General features: G+C 74.4%; 19 protein-coding genes. 15 read left to right on the forward strand and 4 right to left on the reverse strand.

Annotated elements, in window-relative coordinates; translation table 11 throughout:
- Positions 1-49: 49 nt before the first annotated feature.
- A complete protein-coding gene (gene argH, locus Sdia_RS13485; protein ID WP_100455954.1) occupies positions 50-1,489 on the forward strand; it encodes an argininosuccinate lyase in 1,440 nt (479 codons plus the stop codon).
- Positions 1,490-1,703: 214 nt separating this feature from the next.
- Here argH and Sdia_RS13490 read toward each other — a convergent pair whose 3' ends face one another.
- Positions 1,704-2,213 carry an HAD domain-containing protein gene (locus Sdia_RS13490; protein ID WP_189500388.1) on the reverse strand — a complete coding sequence of 170 codons (510 nt, stop codon included), beginning with the start codon at positions 2,211-2,213 and terminating at the stop codon, positions 1,704-1,706.
- A gap of 142 nt (positions 2,214-2,355) precedes the next feature.
- Here Sdia_RS13490 and Sdia_RS13495 point away from each other — a divergent pair, with 142 nt between their 5' ends.
- A complete protein-coding gene (locus Sdia_RS13495) occupies positions 2,356-2,904 on the forward strand; it encodes a TetR/AcrR family transcriptional regulator (RefSeq protein ID WP_100455953.1) in 549 nt (182 codons plus the stop codon).
- Entirely contained in the window at positions 2,901-4,451 is a 1,551-nt protein-coding gene (locus Sdia_RS13500) for an MFS transporter (protein WP_100455952.1), read from the forward strand. The genes Sdia_RS13495 and Sdia_RS13500 overlap by 4 nt, the downstream gene beginning before the upstream one ends.
- 121 nt (positions 4,452-4,572) lie before the next feature.
- Here the strand turns inward: Sdia_RS13500 and Sdia_RS13505 are convergent, their stop codons facing one another.
- Positions 4,573-5,226: a lysophospholipid acyltransferase family protein gene (locus tag Sdia_RS13505; RefSeq protein WP_370464573.1), complete on the reverse strand. Its 654-nt coding sequence runs from the start codon at positions 5,224-5,226 to the stop codon at positions 4,573-4,575.
- Positions 5,227-5,537: 311 nt separating this feature from the next.
- On the opposite strand from Sdia_RS13505, the gene Sdia_RS13510 reads away from it, so the two are divergent.
- From Sdia_RS13510 to Sdia_RS13520, 3 genes are all read left to right on the forward strand, one after another.
- Positions 5,538-6,710 (forward strand): glycerophosphodiester phosphodiesterase, encoded by a 1,173-nt coding sequence (locus Sdia_RS13510; protein WP_115068455.1) that lies wholly within the window; start codon positions 5,538-5,540, stop codon positions 6,708-6,710.
- Between the two features lie 134 nt (positions 6,711-6,844).
- Positions 6,845-7,396 (forward strand): RNA polymerase sigma factor, encoded by a 552-nt coding sequence (locus Sdia_RS13515; RefSeq protein ID WP_100455949.1) that lies wholly within the window; start codon positions 6,845-6,847, stop codon positions 7,394-7,396.
- Positions 7,397-7,433: 37 nt separating this feature from the next.
- Positions 7,434-7,937, forward strand: coding sequence for a GNAT family N-acetyltransferase (locus tag Sdia_RS13520; protein WP_100455948.1), 504 nt, complete (start codon positions 7,434-7,436; stop codon positions 7,935-7,937).
- A 79-nt stretch (positions 7,938-8,016) separates the two neighbouring features.
- On the opposite strand, the gene Sdia_RS13525 is transcribed toward Sdia_RS13520, so the two are convergent.
- Positions 8,017-8,463, reverse strand: a complete 447-nt coding sequence (locus tag Sdia_RS13525) for a hypothetical protein (RefSeq protein ID WP_189400624.1) — start codon at positions 8,461-8,463, stop codon at positions 8,017-8,019.
- A gap of 2 nt (positions 8,464-8,465) precedes the next feature.
- Positions 8,466-8,825: a hypothetical protein gene (locus Sdia_RS13530; RefSeq protein WP_100455946.1), complete on the reverse strand. Its 360-nt coding sequence runs from the start codon at positions 8,823-8,825 to the stop codon at positions 8,466-8,468.
- Positions 8,826-8,920: 95 nt separating this feature from the next.
- On the opposite strand from Sdia_RS13530, the gene Sdia_RS13535 reads away from it, so the two are divergent.
- From Sdia_RS13535 to cobA, 9 genes are all read left to right on the forward strand, one after another.
- On the forward strand, positions 8,921-9,568 hold the full coding sequence (locus tag Sdia_RS13535; RefSeq protein WP_100455945.1) for an HAD-IA family hydrolase: 648 nt from the start codon (positions 8,921-8,923) through the stop codon (positions 9,566-9,568).
- A gap of 403 nt (positions 9,569-9,971) precedes the next feature.
- Complete coding sequence (locus tag Sdia_RS13540; protein WP_189500387.1) at positions 9,972-11,048, forward strand: methionine ABC transporter ATP-binding protein; 1,077 nt, start codon at positions 9,972-9,974, stop codon at positions 11,046-11,048.
- On the forward strand, positions 11,045-11,803 hold the full coding sequence (locus tag Sdia_RS13545) for a methionine ABC transporter permease (protein ID WP_100455943.1): 759 nt from the start codon (positions 11,045-11,047) through the stop codon (positions 11,801-11,803). Before Sdia_RS13540 ends, Sdia_RS13545 begins: the two co-directional genes overlap by 4 nt.
- 78 nt (positions 11,804-11,881) lie before the next feature.
- Positions 11,882-12,715 carry a MetQ/NlpA family ABC transporter substrate-binding protein gene (locus Sdia_RS13550; protein WP_115068454.1) on the forward strand — a complete coding sequence of 278 codons (834 nt, stop codon included), beginning with the start codon at positions 11,882-11,884 and terminating at the stop codon, positions 12,713-12,715.
- A gap of 35 nt (positions 12,716-12,750) precedes the next feature.
- The gene (locus Sdia_RS13555; RefSeq protein ID WP_115068453.1) at positions 12,751-13,584 is read left to right on the forward strand and encodes a MetQ/NlpA family ABC transporter substrate-binding protein; all 834 of its coding nucleotides are present in this window, start codon (positions 12,751-12,753) and stop codon (positions 13,582-13,584) included.
- Positions 13,585-13,716: 132 nt separating this feature from the next.
- Positions 13,717-14,355 carry a GNAT family N-acetyltransferase gene (locus Sdia_RS13560; protein WP_100455940.1) on the forward strand — a complete coding sequence of 213 codons (639 nt, stop codon included), beginning with the start codon at positions 13,717-13,719 and terminating at the stop codon, positions 14,353-14,355.
- A 135-nt stretch (positions 14,356-14,490) separates the two neighbouring features.
- Positions 14,491-15,696: a precorrin-6y C5,15-methyltransferase (decarboxylating) subunit CbiE gene (gene cbiE, locus Sdia_RS13565; protein WP_100455939.1), complete on the forward strand. Its 1,206-nt coding sequence runs from the start codon at positions 14,491-14,493 to the stop codon at positions 15,694-15,696.
- A 325-nt stretch (positions 15,697-16,021) separates the two neighbouring features.
- Positions 16,022-19,453 carry a nicotinate-nucleotide--dimethylbenzimidazole phosphoribosyltransferase gene (cobT, locus tag Sdia_RS13570; RefSeq protein WP_189500386.1) on the forward strand — a complete coding sequence of 1,144 codons (3,432 nt, stop codon included), beginning with the start codon at positions 16,022-16,024 and terminating at the stop codon, positions 19,451-19,453.
- 192 nt (positions 19,454-19,645) lie between these two features.
- A complete protein-coding gene (gene cobA, locus Sdia_RS13575; RefSeq protein WP_100455937.1) occupies positions 19,646-20,893 on the forward strand; it encodes a uroporphyrinogen-III C-methyltransferase in 1,248 nt (415 codons plus the stop codon).

Here is a 20,893-nt window from a genome sequence, read left to right on the forward strand (position 1 = left end):
GCGCCACCGGAGCACACCACCCGTCCCGTGCGAGGAAGCGAGTACAGCAGTGAGCAGCAACAACGGTGACGTCCGCCTCTGGGGCGGCCGGTTCGCGGACGGCCCCGCCGAGGCACTGGCCAAGCTGTCGGCCTCGGTCCACTTCGACTGGCGGCTCGCCCCGTACGACATCGCGGGCTCCCGCGCCCACGCGCGCGTGCTGCGCACCGCGGGGCTGCTCACCGAGGACGAGCTGACCCGGATGCTGGCCGGCCTGGACCGGCTGGAGGCGGACGTCGCCGACGGCTCCTTCACCGGCACCATCGCCGACGAGGACGTGCACACCGCGCTGGAGCGCGGCCTGCTGGAGCGCCTCGGCCCCGACCTGGGCGGCAAGCTCCGCGCCGGCCGCTCCCGCAACGACCAGGTCGCCACCCTCTTCCGGATGTACCTGCGCGACCACGCCCGGGTCATCGGCGGACTGCTCGCCGAACTCCAGGACGCGCTGGTCGGCCTCGCCGAGGCCCACCCGGACGTGGCCATGCCCGGCCGCACCCACCTTCAGCACGCCCAGCCGGTGCTCTTCGCCCACCACGTCCTCGCCCACGTCCAGGCGCTCTCCCGGGACGCCGAGCGGCTGCGGCAGTGGGACACCCGCACCGCCGTCTCGCCGTACGGCTCCGGCGCGCTGGCCGGTTCCTCGCTCGGGCTCGACCCGCAGGCGGTCGCCAAGGACCTCGGCTTCGAACGGGGCTCCTCGGGCAACTCCATCGACGGCACCGCCGCCCGCGACTTCGTCGCCGAGTTCGCCTTCATCACCGCGATGGCGGGGGTCAATCTCTCCCGGATCGCCGAGGAGGTCATCCTCTGGAACACGAAGGAGTTCTCCTTCGTCACCCTGCACGACGCCTTCTCCACCGGCTCCTCGATCATGCCGCAGAAGAAGAACCCGGACATCGCCGAGCTGGCCCGGGGCAAGTCCGGTCGCCTCATCGGCAACCTCACCGGCCTGCTCGCCACCCTCAAGGCGCTCCCGCTGGCGTACAACCGGGACCTCCAGGAGGACAAGGAGCCGGTCTTCGACTCCGTCGACCAGTTGGAGATCCTGCTTCCGGCCTTCACCGGCATGATGGCCACGCTCACCGTGCACCGGGAGCGGATGGAGGAGCTGGCGCCCGCCGGTTTCTCCCTCGCCACCGACATCGCCGAGTGGCTGGTCCGCCAAGGCGTGCCGTTCCGCGTCGCCCACGAGGTGGCGGGCGAGTGCGTCAAGGTCTGCGAGGCCGAGGGGATCGAGCTGGACCAGCTCACCGACGAGCAGTTCGGCGAGATCTCCGCACACCTCACCCCCGAGGTCCGCACCGTCCTGGACGTCCCCGGGGCCCTCGCCTCCCGCAGCGGACGCGGCGGCACCGCGCCCTCCGCCGTCGCCGCCCAGCTGGTCGAGGTCAAGGCCGACCTGGTCGTCCAGCACGCCTGGGCCGAGGCGAAGCAGCCCGCCGGCAAGTGATCCGGCGGGCTCCGCGCCCGTCGGAGGGGACCCCGTACCGCCGCGCCGGTGCGGGGTCCTCGCGTGCGCAAAGGAGCGTGCCGCCGCCGAACCGGCCGGCTGGGGCCTCCCGGCGCGCGGGCGCCGGTCCGCGGAGACGCGATGCGCGGGGTGCGGCGCACGGCCCCATCCGTCGGCGGTCCGCCAGGAGCTCCCGGCCGTCCGGGCCGCGGCCTCACGCCTTTCCGGCCCACCGCTCCAGCCGCTCGAAGTCCGCCTCCCGCAGGCCCACGGTCCGGTCGATCTGCAGCAGCAGCGCGGGCGCCGGGTGGTGGCGCCGGGCCCACAGCTCGTCGGCCTCCGTGAGGTCGTCGTCCACCCACGCGAACCGGCGGCCGTCGGCGTAGGCGAGCAGGCGGCGCGTCTTCCAGAACGTGCCCGCCGGTCCCGGCACGGCCGGGGCGGGGAATTCGACGTACGGCAGCGGCGGCAGGCCGAGGACCGGGGCGATCCAGGCGTTGGCCTCGTCCTCCCAGGTCGTCGCCCACACCAGTTCGTACCGGTGCCGGAGCGCGCGCAGCCGCGTGCCGTGGGCCGGGTCGAGCAGAACCGTCAGCGGCTCCGGCCAGCTCCAGCCCGCCGGGCGCATCAGGTGCGGGTGGAAGCCGTCCGGCGGCGCGGGCGCGCCGAGGGCGCCGTACGGGTTGAGGGGCCCGTCCACGTCCAGGAAGAGCAGCGGCTTCATCATCCCAGGGTGCCTGCTCGGCCGGGGGGAGTCGCGGTGCGGGTGCCCGCGTCTCTCCGCGCGGCGTGTCACGCCGGCCCGCAGTTGATACGGAAGTATCCCGCGTGAGACGAACCTGTCTCATCTGGGTTAGTGTTGTCCCATGTCAGTCGATCGTGACCAGATGCTCCGCGCCGCCGCCGCGCTCCTCGCCCGCAACCCCGGCGCCACCATGGACGAGGTGGCCCGTGCCGTCGGCGTCGGCCGGGCGACCCTGCACCGGCACTTCGCCGGCCGGGACGCCCTGGTGCGGGCCCTGGAGGAGCAGGGCATCGCGGAGTTCGGCGCCGCCATGGACGCCGCCCGCCTCGACGAGGGCAGCTCCGAGGAGGCCCTGCGCCGCCTCGTGGCCGCCCTGGAGCCCGGCGCCCAGCTCTACGGCTTCCTGGTCAACGAGGCCCAGCTCTTCCAGGAGGACGTCAACGAGGGCTGGGACCGGCTCGACGCCCGGATCGCCGCCTTCTTCCGGCGGGGCCAGGAGCGCGGCGAGTTCCGCATCGACCTGCCCGCCGCCTGGCTGACCGAGGCGCTCTACGGACTCCTGGGCGCGGCGGTCTTCGCCGTGCAGCAGGGCCGCGTCGCCGCCAACGACTTCACCTACCTGATGGCCGAGCTGATGCTCGGCGGAGCGCGCCGGAGCGTGACCCGATGACCGCCTCCCACTCCACCCGGGCCGCCGACCAGGAGCTGAGCCGGTCCGGTCGCTGGATCGCCCTCGCCGTCCTCGTGCTGGCCGTCCTGCTGGTGGCCGTCGACGCCACCGTGCTGGGCCTCGCGACGCCGTTCCTCAGCGAGGACCTGAGGCCGACCGGCACCCAGCTGCTGTGGATCGGCGACGTCTACTCCTTCGTCATCGCCGGCCTGCTGGTCTCGATGGGCAGCCTCGGCGACCGCATCGGCCGCAAGAAGATGCTCCTCACCGGCGCCACCGCGTTCGGCCTGGTGTCGGTCCTCAACGCCTACGCCACCTCGCCCGAGCTGATGATCGTGGCCCGTGCCCTGCTCGGTGTCGCCGGGGCCACCCTGATGCCGTCCACGCTGGCGCTGATCCGCAACATCTTCCACGACGCCCGCGAGCGCAGCGTCGCCATCGGCATCTGGGGCGCGGCGGCCTCGGCGGGCGCCGCCGTCGGCCCGGTCGTCGGCGGGTTCCTGCTGGAGCACTTCTGGTGGGGCTCGGTCTTCCTCATCAACCTGCCCGTCATGGCCGTGCTGGTGATCGTCGGCCTCAAGCTGCTCCCCGAGTCGAAGAACCCCGCGCCCGGCCCCTGGGACCTGCCCAGCGTCGGCCTCTCCCTGGTCGGCATCATCGCCGTGGTCTACGCGATCAAGGAAGGCGCCGTGCACGGCGCCTCGTGGGACGTCGGGGCGGCCGCCCTCCTGGGGCTCGCCGCGCTGGCCTGGTTCGTCCGCCGCCAGCTCACCCTGACGTCCCCGCTGCTGGACATGCACCTCTTCCGCAACCGGGGCTTCTCCGCCGCCGTCCTCGCCGACCTCCTGACCATCCTGGGCCTGGCCGGTCTGGTCTTCTTCCTCTCCCAGTACCTCCAGCTCGTCCAGGGCAGGCGACCGCTGGAGGCCGGGCTCGCCGAACTCCCGGCCGCCGTCGGCGCCGTCATCGCCGGTCTGCTCGCGGGCCGGGCCGCCCGCCGCTTCTCGGTCCGCGCGGTGGTCTCCGGCGGGCTCGCCTCGATCGGCCTGGCACTGGGGGCGATCACCCTGGTCGGCCAGGACACCGCCTACCCGCTGCTCGGCGCGATCCTGCTGGTGGTCGGCGTCGGTGCCGGGCTCGCCTTCACCGTGACCGCAGACGTGATCCTCTCCACCGTGCCGAAGGAGCAGGCCGGTGCGGCCTCCGCCGTCTCGGAGACCGCCTACGAACTGGGCGCCGCCCTCGGCATCGCCCTGCTCGGCTCCATCGTCACGGGCGTCTACCGCGGCTTCGCGACCCCGGCGGGGACGCCGGGCCCCGTGGCCGACGCCGCCCACGAGTCCCTCGGCGGCGCCGTCGAGGCCGCCTCGGAGCTGCCGGCGCGGACCGGGGCCGAGCTGGTGGCCGCCGCGCAGCGCGCCTTCGTCGACGGCCTGCACACCGCCTCCTCGGTCGGTGCGCTGGTGCTGGTCGCCACCGCCGTGGCCGCCTGGTTCCTGCTCCGGGGCCAGCGTCTGGAGGGCGGGGCGGCCACCGCTCACCCCTGACCGGGCCGCGCCGCATACGCGTGAGAGGGCCCCGCTGCCGCAGCGGGGCCCTCTCGTCGTGCGGTGGGTGGCCGGCCGGCTCCCCGGCGGTGGCCGGCCCGGTGCGCCGCCTGCCGGCGGGTCAGGCCGCCTTCGCCTTGGTGGCGTACATGTCCACGTACTCCTGGCCGGAGAGCCGCATGACCTCGGTCATCACCGAGTCGGTGACGGCGCGCAGGACGTAGCGGTCGCGGTCCATGCCGTCGTAGCGGGAGAACTCCATCGGCTCGCCGAAGCGGACGGTGACCTTGCCGGGGCGCGGCATGCCCTTGCCGCCCGGCTGGATCTTGTCCGTGCCGATCACGGCGAACGGCACCACGGGGGCGCCGGTCATCAGGGTGAGGCGCGCGATGCCGGTGCGGCCCCGGTAGAGGCGGCCGTCGGGGGAGCGGGTGCCCTCCGGGTAGATCGAGAAGACCTTGCCCTCCTCCAGCACCCGACGGCCCGTCATCAGCGCCGCCACCCCGCCGCGTCCGCCGTCCCGGTCCACCGGGATCATCCCCGCGCCCCGGAAGAACCAGGCCATCGCCCGGCCCTTGAGGCCCTTGCCCGTCACGTACTCGTCCTTGCCGATGAAGAAGACCGGCCGCTCGCAGCAGACCGGCATGATCAGCGAGTCGATGAAGGTGAGGTGGTTTCCGGCCAGAATGACCGGGCCGGTCCCGGGGACGTTCTCCGCCCCCTCCACCTGCGGCCGGAACATCAGGCGCAGGACGGGACCGAGGGTGGCCCTCATGAACGCGAGGCTGGACAAGTGGCCCTCCGATGGCTGGGGTTGGCTGGCAGGTCGGCGCGAACCCCCGCCGTCACCCGGGGGCGGCGGGGCCCGGCGCGGCGGGCCGGGCGGTCACCCGGCACGGAACCACGCAGGTGAGGACGATACTCGCGGTTCGCCGCGGTGCGCACATCGGGTTGATGAACCGGATACGCAGTGTTGACCTGTGTTGGTCCGCCGTTCGGCCCAAGGTCTCCCGCGGGCAAGGGGCGCGCCCCTACGATCGAGCCGCTTTGACAGGTTCGGGACACCCACGGAAACGGAGTCGCTCCATGCCGAAGTCCTCCTCCGGACAGCCCCCCGCCGGCGGCGCCCCGCGCCGCGCCCTGCTCGGTGCCACCGTCGCCTCCGCCGCGGGACTCGCCCTCGGCCTGCCGCAGACCGCGGGGACCGCCGAGGCGGCCGGGAGGAAGCGCCCCGGCTCCTTCCGCGACCTGCCGTACCCGACCGTCATCGCCCACCGCGGAGCCAGCGGATACCGGCCCGAACACACCCTCGGCGCCTACCAGCTCGCCCTGGACATGGGCGCCCACATCGTCGAGCAGGACCTGGTGCCCACCAAGGACGGCCATCTCGTATGCCGTCACGAGAACGACATCACCGGTACCACCGACGTCGCCGACCACCCCGAGTTCGCCGGCCGCAAGGCCACCAAGTCGATCGACGGGGTGGAGCTGACCGGCTGGTTCACCGAGGACTTCACCCTGGCGGAGCTGAAGACGCTGCGCGCCACCGAGCGCATCCCCGGCACCCGGCAGCACAGCACCCTCTACGACGGCCGCTGGGACATCCCCACCTTCGAGGAGGTGCTGCGCTGGGCCGGCCGGCAGGGCAAGGAGCGCGGCGCGCCGGTCTGGCTGCACGTGGAGACCAAGCACCCCACCTACTTCCGCTCGCTCGGCCTCGGAGTGGAGGAGCCGCTGGCCGAGCTGCTGCGCGAGTACCGACGCGACCGCGCCACCTCGCCGCTCTTCGTCCAGTCCTTCGAGCCGACCAGCATCCAGAGACTCCACCGGCTGGTCGGAACCCCCGGCGTCGTCCTGCTCTCCGGCCCCGCCACCCGCCCCTGGGACTTCGTCGAGTCCGGCGACCCGCGCACCGTCGCCGACCTCATCACCCCCGCCGGACTGAAGGAGATCGCCCGGTACGCCAAGGGCATCGGCCCCACCCTGGACCTGGTCATCCCGCGCCGCCCCGACGGCACCCTCGGCAAGCCGTCCACCCTGGTCGCCGACGCGCACGCCAAGGGACTCGTCCTGCACCCGTACACGATGCGCAACGAGAACCAGTTCCTGCCCGCCGAATTCCGCCGCGGCACCGACCCGAACGCCTACGGCGACGCCTTCGGCGCCTTCCGCGCCTACCTGGACACCGGGATCGACGGGATCTTCTCCGACCAGTGCGACACCGCGCTGCTCGCCGCCGCCGAGCACCGACGGCGCTGATCCGCCCGCTCCGCGCCACCCCGGTCACCCACGCGCCCCCCTGTGCGTCACCGGCGTACGCGGGGTGTCACCGGTCGGGGTGACAGGCGGCCGTCCGGGGCAACCCGCCGGTCGGCCGCCTCGTCCCGCGAAGCATGACGAAGACCGAACGCGCCGGGTGGCTGACCCGCGACGCCTACGCCGCGCTGCGGCCGCCCCTGGCCCGCGCGGCGGCCGCCGAGGCCGCCCTGAGCGGGCTGGACGCCGCCGACCTCGAACAAGCCGCGTGGCTGCGCCTGCTGGAGCGGGCCCGGGTGCAGGGGCCGCCCGCCGACCCCCGGCCCGGTCTGCTCGCCGCCGTACGCAGCGAGGCGCGGGCGGCGCGGGAGCCGGCCCGGCGCGAGACGGCCCGACTGCGCCGGCCCCGGCCGCTGGCCACCGGGCCCGCCGGGTGCCCCGAGCGCCGGGTCCTGACGCAGGAGGCCGCCGCCGAGGTCCGCCGGGCGGTGGCCGCGCTCACCCCGCGCTGCCGCGGCCTGCTCGCCGCCCTGCTCTCGGGACGGGACCTCACGTACCGCGAGATCGCGGGAACGTTGGGTATCTCACAGGGGAGCGTGGGACCGGAACGTTCCCGTTGCCTGGGATGCCTGCGCAGAATGCTCGCGACGGAGGTTGGAGCTCCTGACCCCGGGGGAATGGAGCGGTAGACAACCGGCGTATCAGGTGAGCGAGAGGCATGCACACATGGGCATGAGTGTGATCGTCGCTGCGGCGCAGGAGAGCGACGCCGAGCAGATCTTCCGGCTTCAGTACCTGTGCTTCCAGAGCGAGGCCGAGCGGTACGGCAACTACCGCATCGAGGCGCTGGTGGAGTCCCTCGACTCGGTGCGGGCCTCGGTGGAGCGGGACTGCGTCTTCGTGGCCCGCCTCGGCGACGAGGTGGTCGGCGCCGTCACCGGCACGGTCGGCGAGGACGGCACGGCGCGGATCGGCAAGCTCTGCGTCCATCCCCGCCTCCAGCGGCACGGGCTCGGCGCGCGGCTGCTGCTCGCGGTGGAGCGGGCCCTGACCACCGAGCGGGGGGCCAGCCGCCTCAGGCTGCACACCGGCCACCGCAGCGACCTCAACCTCCGGCTGTACCGGCGCGCCGGGTACGCGGCCGTCGGGGACACCACGGTCGACGGCGTCCAGCAGATCGTGCTGGAGAAGGCCGCCCCCACCGGGCAGGAGTACGCCGCCAGCGCCTGAGCGCCGCCGGGTGCCCCGGACACGCGGACGGCCCGCCTCCGGTGAGGAGACGGGCCGTCCGGCCGGTGCCGAGGCGGTGTCAGGCGCGCGGGCGCCGCAGCCACAGGATGCCGGTGACGGGCAGGAGCACGGGGATGAAGAGGTAGCCCCGGCCGAACTCCGACCAGACCGTGGAGTCCGGGAAGGCCGAGGGCTCGACGAGCGTCCAGACCCCGACCAGCAGCACGCCGGCCAGTTCGACCGCGCAGCAGACCAGCGCCGCCACCCGGGCACGCTCGCCGCCGCGGACCAGGGTGTAGGTGATGAAGGCGTACACCACGGCGGCCACCGCCGAGAGCGTGTACGCCAGCGGGGCCCGGCCGAACTCGGTGGCGATCTGGAAGGCCGAGCGCGAGACGGCGCCGACCACCATCACCCCGTAGACCCAGACGAGCAGGGTGCCGGGGCCCTCGACCAGCTTGCGGCGGGCCGGGGCCCGCTCCTCCTGACCCGTGCCGTCCTTTCGGACGTGCTCGGTCCCGGTCATCCTCAGCCTCCCCAGATGTCGTAGAGCCGTACCTGGAGCACGGCGAGGACCACTCCGCCGGCCAGCACCGTCATCGAGCCCCAGCGGGTCCGCTCGGCCAGCGACATGAACCCGGCGGCGGGAACACAGGCGGCCGCGCCCAGCAGGTACGAGACGAAGAGCACGGTGCCCTGCTCCGGCGACGCGCCACGGGCCAGCTGCACCACACCGACGACCAGCTGGGCGAGAGCCAGCAGCGACACCACGGCCATCCCGATGAAGTGCCAGTCCTTGGTCGGTTGGTGGCGGGCGAAGGCCACTCCGCACCAGGCGGCGAGGAGCAGCGCGCACACCGCCGTCGCGATCGTCAGGGCATCCAGCATGCGGCGAACCCTATTACGGGCCATTTCACCCGCCGTCGGCGGCCCACCCCCGGGCGGCCCCGGGAGCCGGGTGCCCGGTCGTACAGTCGGGCAGCATGAAGATCGAAGCCGATGCCCTGCTGTTCGACAACGACGGAACCCTCGTCTCCTCGGTGGACTCCGCGCTGCGGTGCTGGACCCGCTGGGCCGAGGAGGCGGGGCTGAGCGCCGCCGACTTCGCCGGGGTCCCGATGCACGGCAGGCCGTCCGCCGAGATCGTCGCCGACCTCGTACCGGCCGCCGGGGTGGCCGCCGCCGTCGCCCGCATCGAGGAGCTGGAGGTCGAGGCCGTCACCGAGGGCGTGGAGCCGGTGCCCGGCGCCCTCGACCTGCTCGGCTCGCTCGCCGCCGGCCGCTGGGCCGTGGTCACCTCCGCCAGCCGCCGCCTCGCCGGGGCCCGGCTGGCCGCCGTCGGCATCCGCCCCGCGACCGTGATCGCCGCCGACGACATCACCCGCGGCAAGCCGGATCCCGAGCCGTTCCTGCTGGCCGCCGCCCGGCTCGGCGTCGCGCCCGAGCGGTGCGTGGTCTTCGAGGACGCCCCCGCCGGGCTCGCCTCCGGGCGGGCGGCGGGCATGTGGACCGTGGCCTTGACCACATCGCATCCCGCGCCCGAGCTGACGGCCGACGCCGTGGTGGCCGACCTGACGGCCGTGTCTGTGCAGGTCAGCGGCGATGCGCTGGAAGTCCGGATAGCGGACTGACGGACTCCGCTCCTCTGTCCGGCCGGTGTCCACGGCTGTCCGCCATGCGGACAGCCGGGCCCGTGCCGGTCCGCTCGTCTGCTTTACTGGGCCGCATGACCACGACGAGCAACCGCGTACCCGCGACCGAGGCGATCACCACGCCCGGTGCTCGTTGTCTGCGCAACGGCCGAATGCGCGCCTTCTGAGGGCCCCTGCCGCATCTCCTCGCGCCCCGAAGCGAGACGGCTGAGGCGCCACGCCCGTCCCGGGCCCCGTAGCGGGCCGGACACCGCATGCGCCCACCCCCACCCGGACACGGTTCCCCGCGGCCCGCGCCGCGCCCCGACCGTGCCGCGTTCCCCACGAATGCCCCCGCGTCCGGCGTACGCGCCGCCGCGCACTCGACAGTGATGGATGCCCTGTGATCACCACATCGGGACTGACCAAGACCTACCGCACCCGTGGCCGCGAGGTCACCGCCGTCGACGACGTCGACCTCACGGTGCGCGAGGGCGAGGTGTACGGCGTCATCGGCCAGAGCGGCGCCGGGAAGTCCTCCCTCATCCGCTGCGTCAACCTCCTGGAGCGCCCCACGTCCGGGACGGTCACGGTCGACGGCACCGACCTCACCGCCCTCGCCGGGCGCGGCAACCGGGCCGGCCGCGAGCTGCGCCGGGCCCGCAGCCGGATCGGCATGGTCTTCCAGCACTTCAACCTGCTGTCGACCCGCACCGTGCAGGACAACGTCGAGCTGCCGCTGGAGATCCTCGGCCACTCCGGTGCCGCCCGCTCCCGCAAGGCGCTCGAACTCCTCGAGCTGGTCGGCCTCGCCGACAAGGCCAGGGCGTACCCGGCTCAGCTCTCCGGCGGCCAGAAGCAGCGCGTCGGCATCGCCCGGGCGCTCGCCGGGGACCCCAAGGTCCTCCTCTCCGACGAGGCCACCAGTGCCCTCGACCCGGAGACCACCCGCTCCATCCTCCAGCTCCTGCGCGACCTCGGGCAGCAGCTCGGGCTCACCGTGCTGCTGATCACCCACGAGATGGACGTGGTCAAGTCCATCTGCGACTCGGCGGCGCTGATGGAGCGGGGCCGGATCATCGAGTCCGGCACCGTCCCCGAACTGCTCGCCACCCCCGGCTCGCGGCTCGCCTCCGCCCTCTTCCCGGTGAGCGGCGAGACCGGCGACGCCGAGCGGACCGTCCTCGACGTCACCTTCCTCGGTGAGTCGACCTCCCGGCCGGTCATCTCGCAGCTCTCCCGTACGTACAACATCGACATCTCGATCCTCGGTGCCGCCATGGACACCGTGGCCGGACGCCAGGTCGGCCGGATGCGGATCGAACTGCCCGGCCGCTACGAGGACAACGTCGTGCCGATCGGCTTCCTGCGGGAGCAGGGTCTGCACGTCGAGAACGCGGCGGACGCGGCGGACGCGGCGGACGCGGTCCCGTCGGCCGCCGAGGCCGCCCCCGTACTGGTCAAGGAAGGTGCCAAGTGACCTGGTCCGACATGCAGCCCCTGCTGGAGCAGGCGAGCTGGGACACGCTGTACATGGTCGGCTGGTCCACCGCCATCGCCGTCCTGCTCGGCCTGCCGCTGGGCATTCTGCTGGTCCTCACCGACCGGGGCGGACTCCTCCAGAACTCGGTGGCCAACAAGGTCATCGGGCAGGTCGTGAACATCGCCCGCTCGATGCCGTTCATCATCCTGATGGTCGCGCTGATGGGCTTCACCCGCTGGCTCACCGGCACCACCATCGGCCGCGAGGCGGCCATCGTGCCGCTGGCCATCGGCGCCATCCCGTTCTTCGCCCGGCTGGTGGAGACCGCCGTGCGCGAGGTCGACTCCGGCCTGGTCGAGGCGGTCCAGTCGATGGGCGGCTCGACCTGGACCGTGGTCCGCAAGGTCCTGGTCCCCGAGTCGCTGCCCTCGATGATCGCCGGGGTCACCACCACGGTCGTCACCCTCATCGGCTACTCGGCGATGGCCGGCACCGTCGGCGCCGGCGGCCTCGGAGACATCGCCATCCGCTACGGCTACCAGCGGTTCGAGTCCGGCCTGATGTGGATCACCGTCGCCGTCCTGGCCGTCGTCATCTCCCTCATCCAGTTCGCGGGCGACTTCGCCGCGCGCGGCCTGCACCGCCGAGGCGGCCGCTCCGGCGCCGCCCCCCGGCTCCGGTTCCTCCGCGACCGCGCCCCGGGCGCCACCCCGCGGTCCGGCACCGGAGCGGAGCTCACCAAGACTTCCTGACCCATCGCGGTACCCCGTCCCCGGCCCGTGACCCCTTGTTCTAAGGGCGAGGCCCACACCTGGAAAGAGGCACTTGTCGTGCGTAAGAACCTGAAGATCACCACCGCTCTCCTCGCCACCGGCGCCCTCGCCCTCGGCCTCTCCGCCTGCGGCGGCTCGCAGTCCGACTCGGCGGGCGGCGACAAGAACGGTCCGCTGACCGTCGCCGCCAGCCCGACGCCGCACGCCGTCATCCTCGACTACGTCAGGAAGAACCTGGCCAAGGACGCCGGGCTCGACCTGGACGTCAAGGAGTTCACGGACTATGTCCTGCCGAACACCGCCACCGAGGACGGCTCCGTCGACGCCAACTTCTTCCAGCACCAGCCCTACCTGGACGACTTCCAGAAGAAGAACGGCACCCACCTCAAGTCGGTGGCCCCGGTCCACCTGGAGCCGCTCGGCCTCTACTCGAACAAGATCAAGAGCGCCGGCGACCTCCAGAAGGGCGCCACGGTCGCCCTGCCCAACGACACCACCAACGAGGCGCGCGCCCTTCAGCTTCTCGCCGACGAGGGCGTCATCGAGCTGAAGAAGGGCGCGGGCGAGGCCGCGACCCCGAAGGACATCGCGAAGAACCCGAAGGAGCTCCAGTTCAAGGAGCTGGAGGCCGCGCAGGTGCCGCGCTCCCTGGACGACGTGGACGCCGCGATCGTCAACGGCAACTACGCCGTCGAGGCCGGCCTCAGCCCCAAGGACGACTCGCTGCTCCTGGAGAAGGCCGAGGGCAACCCGTACACCAACCTCCTGGTGGTCAAGGAGGGCGAGGAGAACGACCCGCGCGTCAAGAAGCTCGTCAAGCTGCTCAGCTCGCCCGAGGTGAAGAAGTTCATCGAGGACGAGTTCAAGGGCTCCGTCATCCCGGCCTCCTGAGCCAGGCAGCGGTCACGAGAGAGCGAGACAGCACCATGCGCAAGACCCTGCTCACCGCCGCGGCGGGCGCCCTCACCCTGGGCCTGGCCCTCACCGCGTGCGGCTCGGGCGCGGGCTCGGACGACGCGTCCGGCGCCGAAGGCCCCCTGGTCGTCGGTGCCACCCCCACCCCGGCCGGGGAGATCCTCGAGTACGTGAGGAAGAACCTCGCCGAGGACGCCGGGCTCGACCTGGACGTCAAGGAGTTCACGGACTACGTCCTGCCGAACACCGCCCTCCAGGAAGGGACCCTCGACGCCAACCTGTACCAGCACAAGCCCTACCTGGACGAGTTCAACCAGTCCAAGGGCACCGAACTGGTCGCGCTCGACGAGGTCTACCTGCCGCCGACCGGCGTCTACTCCGAGAAGGTGAAGGACGTCGCCGACCTGCGGCAGGGCGCCACCGTGGCCGTGCCCAACGACGTCACCAACGAGGGCCGCGCCCTCAACCTCCTCGCCGCACAGGGGCTCATCGAGCTGAAGAAGGGCGCCGGCGCCGACGCCAGTCCGTCCGACATCGCGAGGAACCCCAAGAAGATCACGATCAAGGAGCTGGACCCCGCCCAGCTCCCGCGGTCCCTCAGCGACGTCGACGCCGCCGCCATCAACAACAACTTCGCCCTCGACGCGGGCCTCAGCCCCCGGGAGGACGCCATCCTCCTGGAGAAGGCCGAGGGCAACCCGTACAACAACGTCCTCGCCGTCAAGAAGGGCAACGAGGACGATCCGCGGGTCGAGAAGCTCGCGCGGCTCCTCACCTCGCCCGAGGTGAAGAAGTTCATCGAGGACACCTACGAGGGCTCCGTCATCCCGGCCACCACCGGCTGACGCGCCCTCACCGCCCGGCCGCGCCACCGCAGTCGGCCCCCCTGGCCGGGGGGACCGACCCGGTGGTGCGGCCGGGCGCGGTGATGCTGCATGCTGGGACCCGGCCAGGCCCAAGGTTACGGAGAGCGGCGCATGACAACCACCTTCCCGGACATCTCCCTCAGCACCGAACGGCTGGTGCTGCGCCCCCTGGAAGTGGCGGACATCCCCCCGTTCACCGAGATGATGAACGACGAACTGGTCACCGCCTGGACCACCGCCCCGTACCCCTACACCGAGGGCGACGCCCACGACTGGATCACCCGCGCCGCCCCCGCCGAACGCCTGCGCGGCCGCGGTATCGTCCTCGCCGTCACCGAGTTCCTCACCCAGCGCCTGGTCGGCACCGTCCACCTGCGCCACGTCGACCGCCGCGTCCGCTCCGCCGAACTCTCCTGCGTCGTCGCCCCCTGGGCCCGCGGCGAGGGGTACGCCTGCGAGGCCGTCGTCGCCCTCGCCCAGTGGCTCTTCGCCGACCAGCGCTTCGAACGCCTGGAGATGCGCACCGCCGCAGGGAACACCGCGGCACAGCAGGTCGCGCAGAAGACCGGCTGCATCAGCGAGGGAGTGCTGCGGGGCGCCCGGATAGCGCGGACCCGTACCGAGGACGGCAGCTGGGCGGAGTTCCGCACCGACCTGATCGTCTGGAGCCTGCTCCCCGAGGACCTGGAAGGCGTCGGCGAGCAACTCGCCGAGTCCGGCGGCTACCCGGCGTACTCCGACTGGAACTGAGCCCCGGCCGCCACCGCCGCCCCTGCCTCCGCCGTCGTCGGCCACCCGGTACCCTGCACCCTCGGCCCGCCGGGCGGCACCACCTCCGCCCACCCTCACCAGCGCCTCGGCGCAGACCACAGGAGACAGACGACGATGGCCGACCGGGTCACGGTGATCGGCTGGGACGGCACCCCCCTGACCGAGGCGGCCCGCTCCGCCCTCGCCGCCGCCACCCTGGTGGCCGGTGCCGCCCACCACCTCGCCCTGCCCGACGTCCCCGCCCGCGCCGAACAGGTGCGCCTGGGCTCCGTCCACCTCGCCGCACGGCGGATCGCCGCCCACCGCGGCACCGCCGTCGTCCTCGCCGACGGCGACCCCGGCTTCTTCGGTGTGGTCCGCGCCCTGCGCGCCCCCGAACACGGTCTGGAGGTCGAGGTCGTCCCCGCGGTCTCCCTGGTCGCCACCGCCTTCGCCCGCGCCGGGATGCCCTGGGACGACGCCGAGATCGTCGTCGCCCACCGGCGCACCCTGCGCCGCGCTGTCAACGTCTGCCGCGCCCACACCAAGGTCGCCGTCCTCACCTCGCCCGGCGCCGGGCCCGCCGAACTGGGGCTGCTGCTCGGCGACATCCACCGCACCTTCGTCATCTGCGAGGAACTGGGCACCGACCGCGAGCAGGTCACCGTCGTCACCTCCGACAGGGCCCCCGACCACGGCTGGCGCGACCCCAACATCGTCCTGGTCGTCGGGGGCACCGCCGCCCACACCCCGGAGGGCGGCTGGCGCGCGGGCCGCGACCTCACCCGCAACCGGCGCGGCTGGGCCCTGCCCGGCCCCGGACCGCACGGCCACGAGGGCGAGGGGCAGCGGCTGCGCGCCTGCCAGTTGGCGCTGCTCGGGCCACGCCCCGGCGACCTGGTCTGGGACATCGGCTGCGGGTCGGGAGCGCTCGCCGTCGACGCGGCCCTGTTCGGGGCCGCCGTCATCGCGGTCGACGCCGACCGCGCCGCCTGCGAGCGCACCGCCGAGGCCGCGCGGCGCGACGGGGTGCAGCTCCAGACCGTCCACGGCAGCGCGCCGCACGTCCTGGAGGACCTGCCGGAGCCCGACGTGGTCCGGGTCGGCGGAGGCGGTCCCGCGGTGGTCTCCGCCGTCGCCGACCGGCGCCCGGCCCGCCTCGTCACCCACGCCTCCACCAGGGACGACGCGGAACTCATCGGCCGCGACCTGACCGCCCACGGCTACCAGGTCGCGTGTTCCCTGCTCCAGTCCGTCGAGCTGTCCACCGACACCTGGGCCGAGCGTGAGCGCACCGTCGTCTTCCTGCTCTCCGGCGAGCTCCCCGACCGCGCCCCGTGACGGGCCCCGTACACGACGCGCGGTAGGCTGGCGGATCGTTGTACCGCACGTGGGCCCGTGGCGCTTCCTCCGGTGATGTCCGGACAAGGGGCACCGGAGGCCCGGTCCGTCGCGGTAGGACTGGCCGGGGGGCGCGCGACGTGGCGCACTCCGCAGCGGGCCACGGCGCCGACCGCCGCCGGAAAGGCGGACGGCAGCCGCCGCCCGTCCGGTACGTGCCGCGTGGCACGGCCGCTCGTTGACACGACGGGCGGACGGTGCCTCGGGGCCGCGTCCGCCGGGGCAGGGCCGTCAGGAGAGTTACGCACATGGGCGAGGGGTACGCATGACCGACACCGGCCAGATTCCGGGTGAGGATTTCCCGGGCAACGCGGGTGCGGTGCCGCAGCAGGGCTCCGTCTCCGGGACCACGCAGGCTCCCCGGCGAGGCGAGGACGAACTCCTCATGCCCGCCGCTCAGGGAGCCTGGGGCGAGTACCCGGCACCCGACTGGTCCACCGGCCGGCTCCCGGCCGACAACGAACAGCAGTACGCCACCGGGCAGTACGCCACGGGCCACGAGCAGCCGTACGCCCCGGTCGAGGGGCAGCCCTACGCCCCCGCCGAAGGGCAGCCGTACGCCGCCGAGCCGCAGCCCGGGTACTCCGACGCCCAGGCTCCCGAGATGGGCGCCCACGAGCGCGCGGGCCGGGACAGCGGCGCCGTCGACGTCTCCGCCGTCCGCGCCGCGGAGGCCGCCTCGGCCCCGCCGCCCCGCCGCCCCCTGCACATGGGCCCGCCCGTTCCCGGCGGCACCAGCGGCAGCCAGGTCCGCTCCCTCGCCGACCGGGGCCCCGCCGCCCATCCGGCCCCCGCCCGGCACCCGGGGCCGCCCACGGCCGGCCCCGAGTACCTGGACCAGCCCGACCCGGCCACCCTGCCCGGCCCCCAGCTCGGAGCGCTGCCCGAGGCCGAGCCGTCCTGGTCCGGCGGCCAGGAAGCCTCCTGGAACACCGGCCAGCACACCTCCTACGGCGACGCGGCCCCCGTCGGCCCGGCGTACGTCCCCGACCACTCCGGCCACACGCCCCTGCCCGGGCAGCCGGAGACCCCGGCCCACGACGCCGGGGCCCAGCCCTTCCCGGAGGCGCCCGCCGACCCGGCCGACGCCACCCACCAGGACGCCTCCGGCGGGCCCGAGCACTCGCCCGCCCCCGGCCTTCCCGAGGCTGAGGGGGCCGCCGCGCCGACCGGGGCGGCGGACGCGCCCGCCGGCCCGGCGGAGCCCGGCGAGCAGGTCCCCGCCGCCGTACCGGCCGGGGGCTCCGTGGACCTCCCCGGGCAGCGGAGCGGTACGACGACGGCCGTCGGGACGGAGGAGGCCGACGCCCCGCAGGCGGCGGCCGTGGAGAACTCCGTGGCCGAGCAGGTGCGGCCCGTCGCCGACGCCTCGCCGGAGCAGTTCGCCGCCGTCCCCGGCGCCGTTCCGGCCGACGGCCGGCCGGCGCCCACCGCTCCCGTGCCCGAGTGGGGCACGCCGCCGGCCGGAGTGCCGGTGCAGGACCCCGCCGAGGCCCCCGCCCCCGGGACCCCGGCCGCGCCCGACCCGGCCCGCCAGCCGGAGGAGGCGCCCGCCGGAGCGGCCGCGGAACAGCCCGCTGCCGAGGCGCCGACGCCCCGGCCCGCTGCGGCCGAGGACGGTGCCGAGAGCCAGGACGGCGTGGCCACGGCCTCCGCCCCCGAGGACTCCCAGCAGACCGCCGAGGCCACCGAGGCCCCGCCCGCCGAGGCGCAGGCACCCGCCGGGACCGAGGCGCCCGAGGAGGGGACGGTCCCCCCGGCGCCGGAGGCGCGGCGCGCCGCTCCTCAGGCCGCCGCCGGGGAGACCGCCGCCCCCGGGACCGCCGCGTCCGAGGCCGTGGCCCCCGAGGCGGAACCCGTCGCGGCCGAGCCCGGTACGGACGGTGAGGACGCGGCCGACCAGGCCGTCCCCGCCGAGGAGGCGTCCGGCGAGACGGCGGGCCCGGCCCCGCAGGAGGCGCGGCGTCCGGCCGCCGCCGGGTACGCCGAGGCGGAGCGCGACGCGGTGCTGCGCGTGATGCGCGAGCGGCGTGACATCCGCAACGGCTTCCGCTCCGACCCCGTCCCGCACGATGTGCTGCTGCGGGTCCTGGAGGCCGCGCACACCGCGCCCAGCGTGGGCCACTCCCAGCCCTGGGACTTCGTCGTCATCCGCTCCGCCGACACCCGGCGGGCCATGCACGAACTGGCGGAGCGCCAGCGCGAGGCGTACGCCACCTCGCTGCCCAAGGGCCGTGCCAAGCAGTTCAAGGAACTGAAGATCGAGGCCATCCTCGACACCCCGGTCAACATCGTCGTCACCGCCGACCCGACCCGGGGCGGCCGCCACACCCTCGGCCGGCACACCCAGCCGCAGATGGCCCCGTACTCCTCGGCGCTCGCCGTCGAGAACCTCTGGCTCGCCGCCCGCGCCGAGGGGCTCGGCGTCGGCTGGGTCAGCTTCTTCGACGAGCGGGAGATGGTCCGCGAACTGGGCCTCCCCGAGCACCTGGAGGTCGTCGCCTACCTGTGCGTCGGCTACGTCGACGAGTTCCCCGAGGAGCCCGAACTGATGCAGGCCGGCTGGTCCAAGCGGCGTCCCCTGTCCTGGGTCGTCCACGAGGAGACGTACGGCCGCCGCGCGCTGCCCGGCGAGGAGCCGCACGACCTGCTCGCCGAGACCGTCGCCAACATCCGCCCGCTGGACGCCAAGGCGCTCGGCGACGCATGGGAGCGGCAGAAGCGGATGACCAAGCCCGCCGGCGCCCTCGGCATGCTGGAGATCATCTCCGCCCAGCTCAGCGGCCTCTCCCGGAAGTGCCCGCCGCCCGTTCCCGAACCCGCGGCCGTCGCGGTCTTCGCCGGGGACCACGGCGTCCACGCGCAGGGCGTCACCCCGTGGCCGCAGGAGGTCACGGGCCAGATGGTGGCCAACTTCCTCGGCGGCGGCGCGGTCTGCAACGCCTTCGCCGCCCAGGTCGGTGCCGAGGTCTGCGTGGTCGACGTGGGCGTCGCCACCGAGCTGCCCGCCACCCCCGGCCTGCTGCCCCGCAAGGTCCGCCCCGGCACCGCCGACATGACCGCCGGCCCCGCCCTCACCCGCGAGGAGGTCAAGGCGGCGATCGAGGTCGGCATCGAGACCGCCCGCGACCTCGTCGCCGCCGGGAACAAGGCGCTGCTCACCGGCGAGATGGGCATCGCCAACACCACCGCCTCGGCCGCCCTCATCTCCGTCTACACCGGCGCCGACCCGGTCGAGGTCACCGGGCGCGGCACCGGCATCAACGACGAGACGCTGGCCCGCAAGACCGACGTGGTGCGCCGCGCCCTGGAACTGCACCGCCCCGACCCGGCCGACCCGATCGGCGTGCTCGCCGCCGTCGGCGGCCTGGAGCACGCCGCGATGGCCGGGCTGCTGCTGGGCGGCGCCAGTCTGCGCACCCCCGTCATCCTCGACGGGGTCAGCGCCGGAGCCGCCGCCCTGGTCGCCCGCGCCATCGCCCCCGAGGTGCTGGCCGCCTGCGTCGCGGGCCACCGCAGCGCCGAACCGGGCCACGTGGCCGCCCTCAACAAGCTGGGCCTGCGCCCCCTGGTCGACCTCGACCTGCGCCTCGGCGAGGGCACCGGCGCCCTGCTCGCCCTGCCGATCGTGCAGAGCGCCGCCCGCGCCATGCACGAGGTCGCCACCTTCGACTCGGCCGGCGTCACCGAGAAGTGAGCCGTGCGGCCGCCCGCGCCCCGCCGGGCCGGGCGGCCGCCGCCCCCTCCCACCAGGGCCGGGGCCCGCCCGCCGCCGTCCCCGCCGTATCGTGGGGGCCGACAGCGCCCCGCGCGGGCCCGCGTGTCGCCCGCCGCTCCACCGTCGCAGCGGCCCTCCTCCCGCCTGCCCCTCCCCAGGAGCCGCACCGCCATGGCCCATTCCGCCGACCACCCCGCCTATCCCGTCGGACTCCGTCTGTCCGGACGGCGCGTCGTCGTCCTCGGCGGCGGCCAGGTGGCCCAGCGGCGGCTTCCCGGACTCGTCGCGGCCGGCGCCGACGTCCTGCTCGTCTCGCCCTCGGCCACCGCCTCCGTCGAGGCCATGGCGGATGCGGGCGAGATCATTTGGGAACGCCGCGGCTACCGCCCGGGAGACCTCTCCGACGCCTGGTACGCCCTCATCGCCACCAGCGACCCCGAGGCCAACACCGCCGCCTCCGCCGAAGGCGAGGCCCACCGAGTCTGGTGCGTCCGCGCGGACGACGCCGAGGCCGCCACCGCCTGGACCCCCGCCACCGGCCGCAGCGCCGGCGTCACCGTCGCCGTGCTCACCCGCGACACCGACCGCCGCGACCCGCGCTACACCGCCGCCGTCCGCGACGCCGTCGTCGACGGGCTGAGCGACGGCACCCTGCTCGCCGCCCGCCGCCCCTCCCGCGCCGAGTCCACCGCGCCGCGCGTCGCCCTGGTCGGCGGCGGCCCCGGCGATCCCGACCTGATCACCGTGCGCGGCCGTCGCCTGCTCGCCGAGGCCGACGTGGTCATCGCCGACCGGCTCGGCCCCCGCGACCTGCTCGCCGAACTGCCCCCGCACGTCGAGGTGATCGACGCCGCGAAGATCCCCTACGGCCGGTTCATGGCGCAGGAGGCGATCAACACCGCCCTCGTGGAGCACGCCAGGGCCGGCAAGTACGTCGTGCGGCTCAAGGGCGGCGACCCCTTCGTTTTCGGGCGCGGCATGGAGGAGGTGGAGGCGCTGGCCGAGGCGGGCATCGCCTGCACCGTGGTGCCCGGCATCTCCAGCTCCGTCAGCGTCCCCTCGGCCGCCGGCATCCCGGTCACCCACCGGGGTGTCGCCCACGAGTTCACCGTCGTCAGCGGCCACGTCGCACCCGACGACCCGCGCTCGCTGGTCGACTGGGCCGCGCTCGCCAGGCTGCGCGGCACCCTTGTCGTGCTGATGGGCGTGGACAAGATAGGCGCCATCGCGGAGGCCCTCGTCGCCCACGGACGCGACCCGGGCACCCGGGTCGCCCTCGTCCAGGAGGGCACCACGGCCGCCCAGCGGCGCGTCGACGCGACCCTCGCCACCGTCGCGGAGACCGTCCGCGCCGAGGAGGTGCGGCCGCCCGCCGTCATCGTCATCGGTGAGGTCGTGGGCGTCGGCCCGACCGCCTGA

Source organism: Streptomyces diastaticus subsp. diastaticus (assembly GCF_011170125.1).
GTDB lineage: Bacteria > Actinomycetota > Actinomycetes > Streptomycetales > Streptomycetaceae > Streptomyces > Streptomyces diastaticus.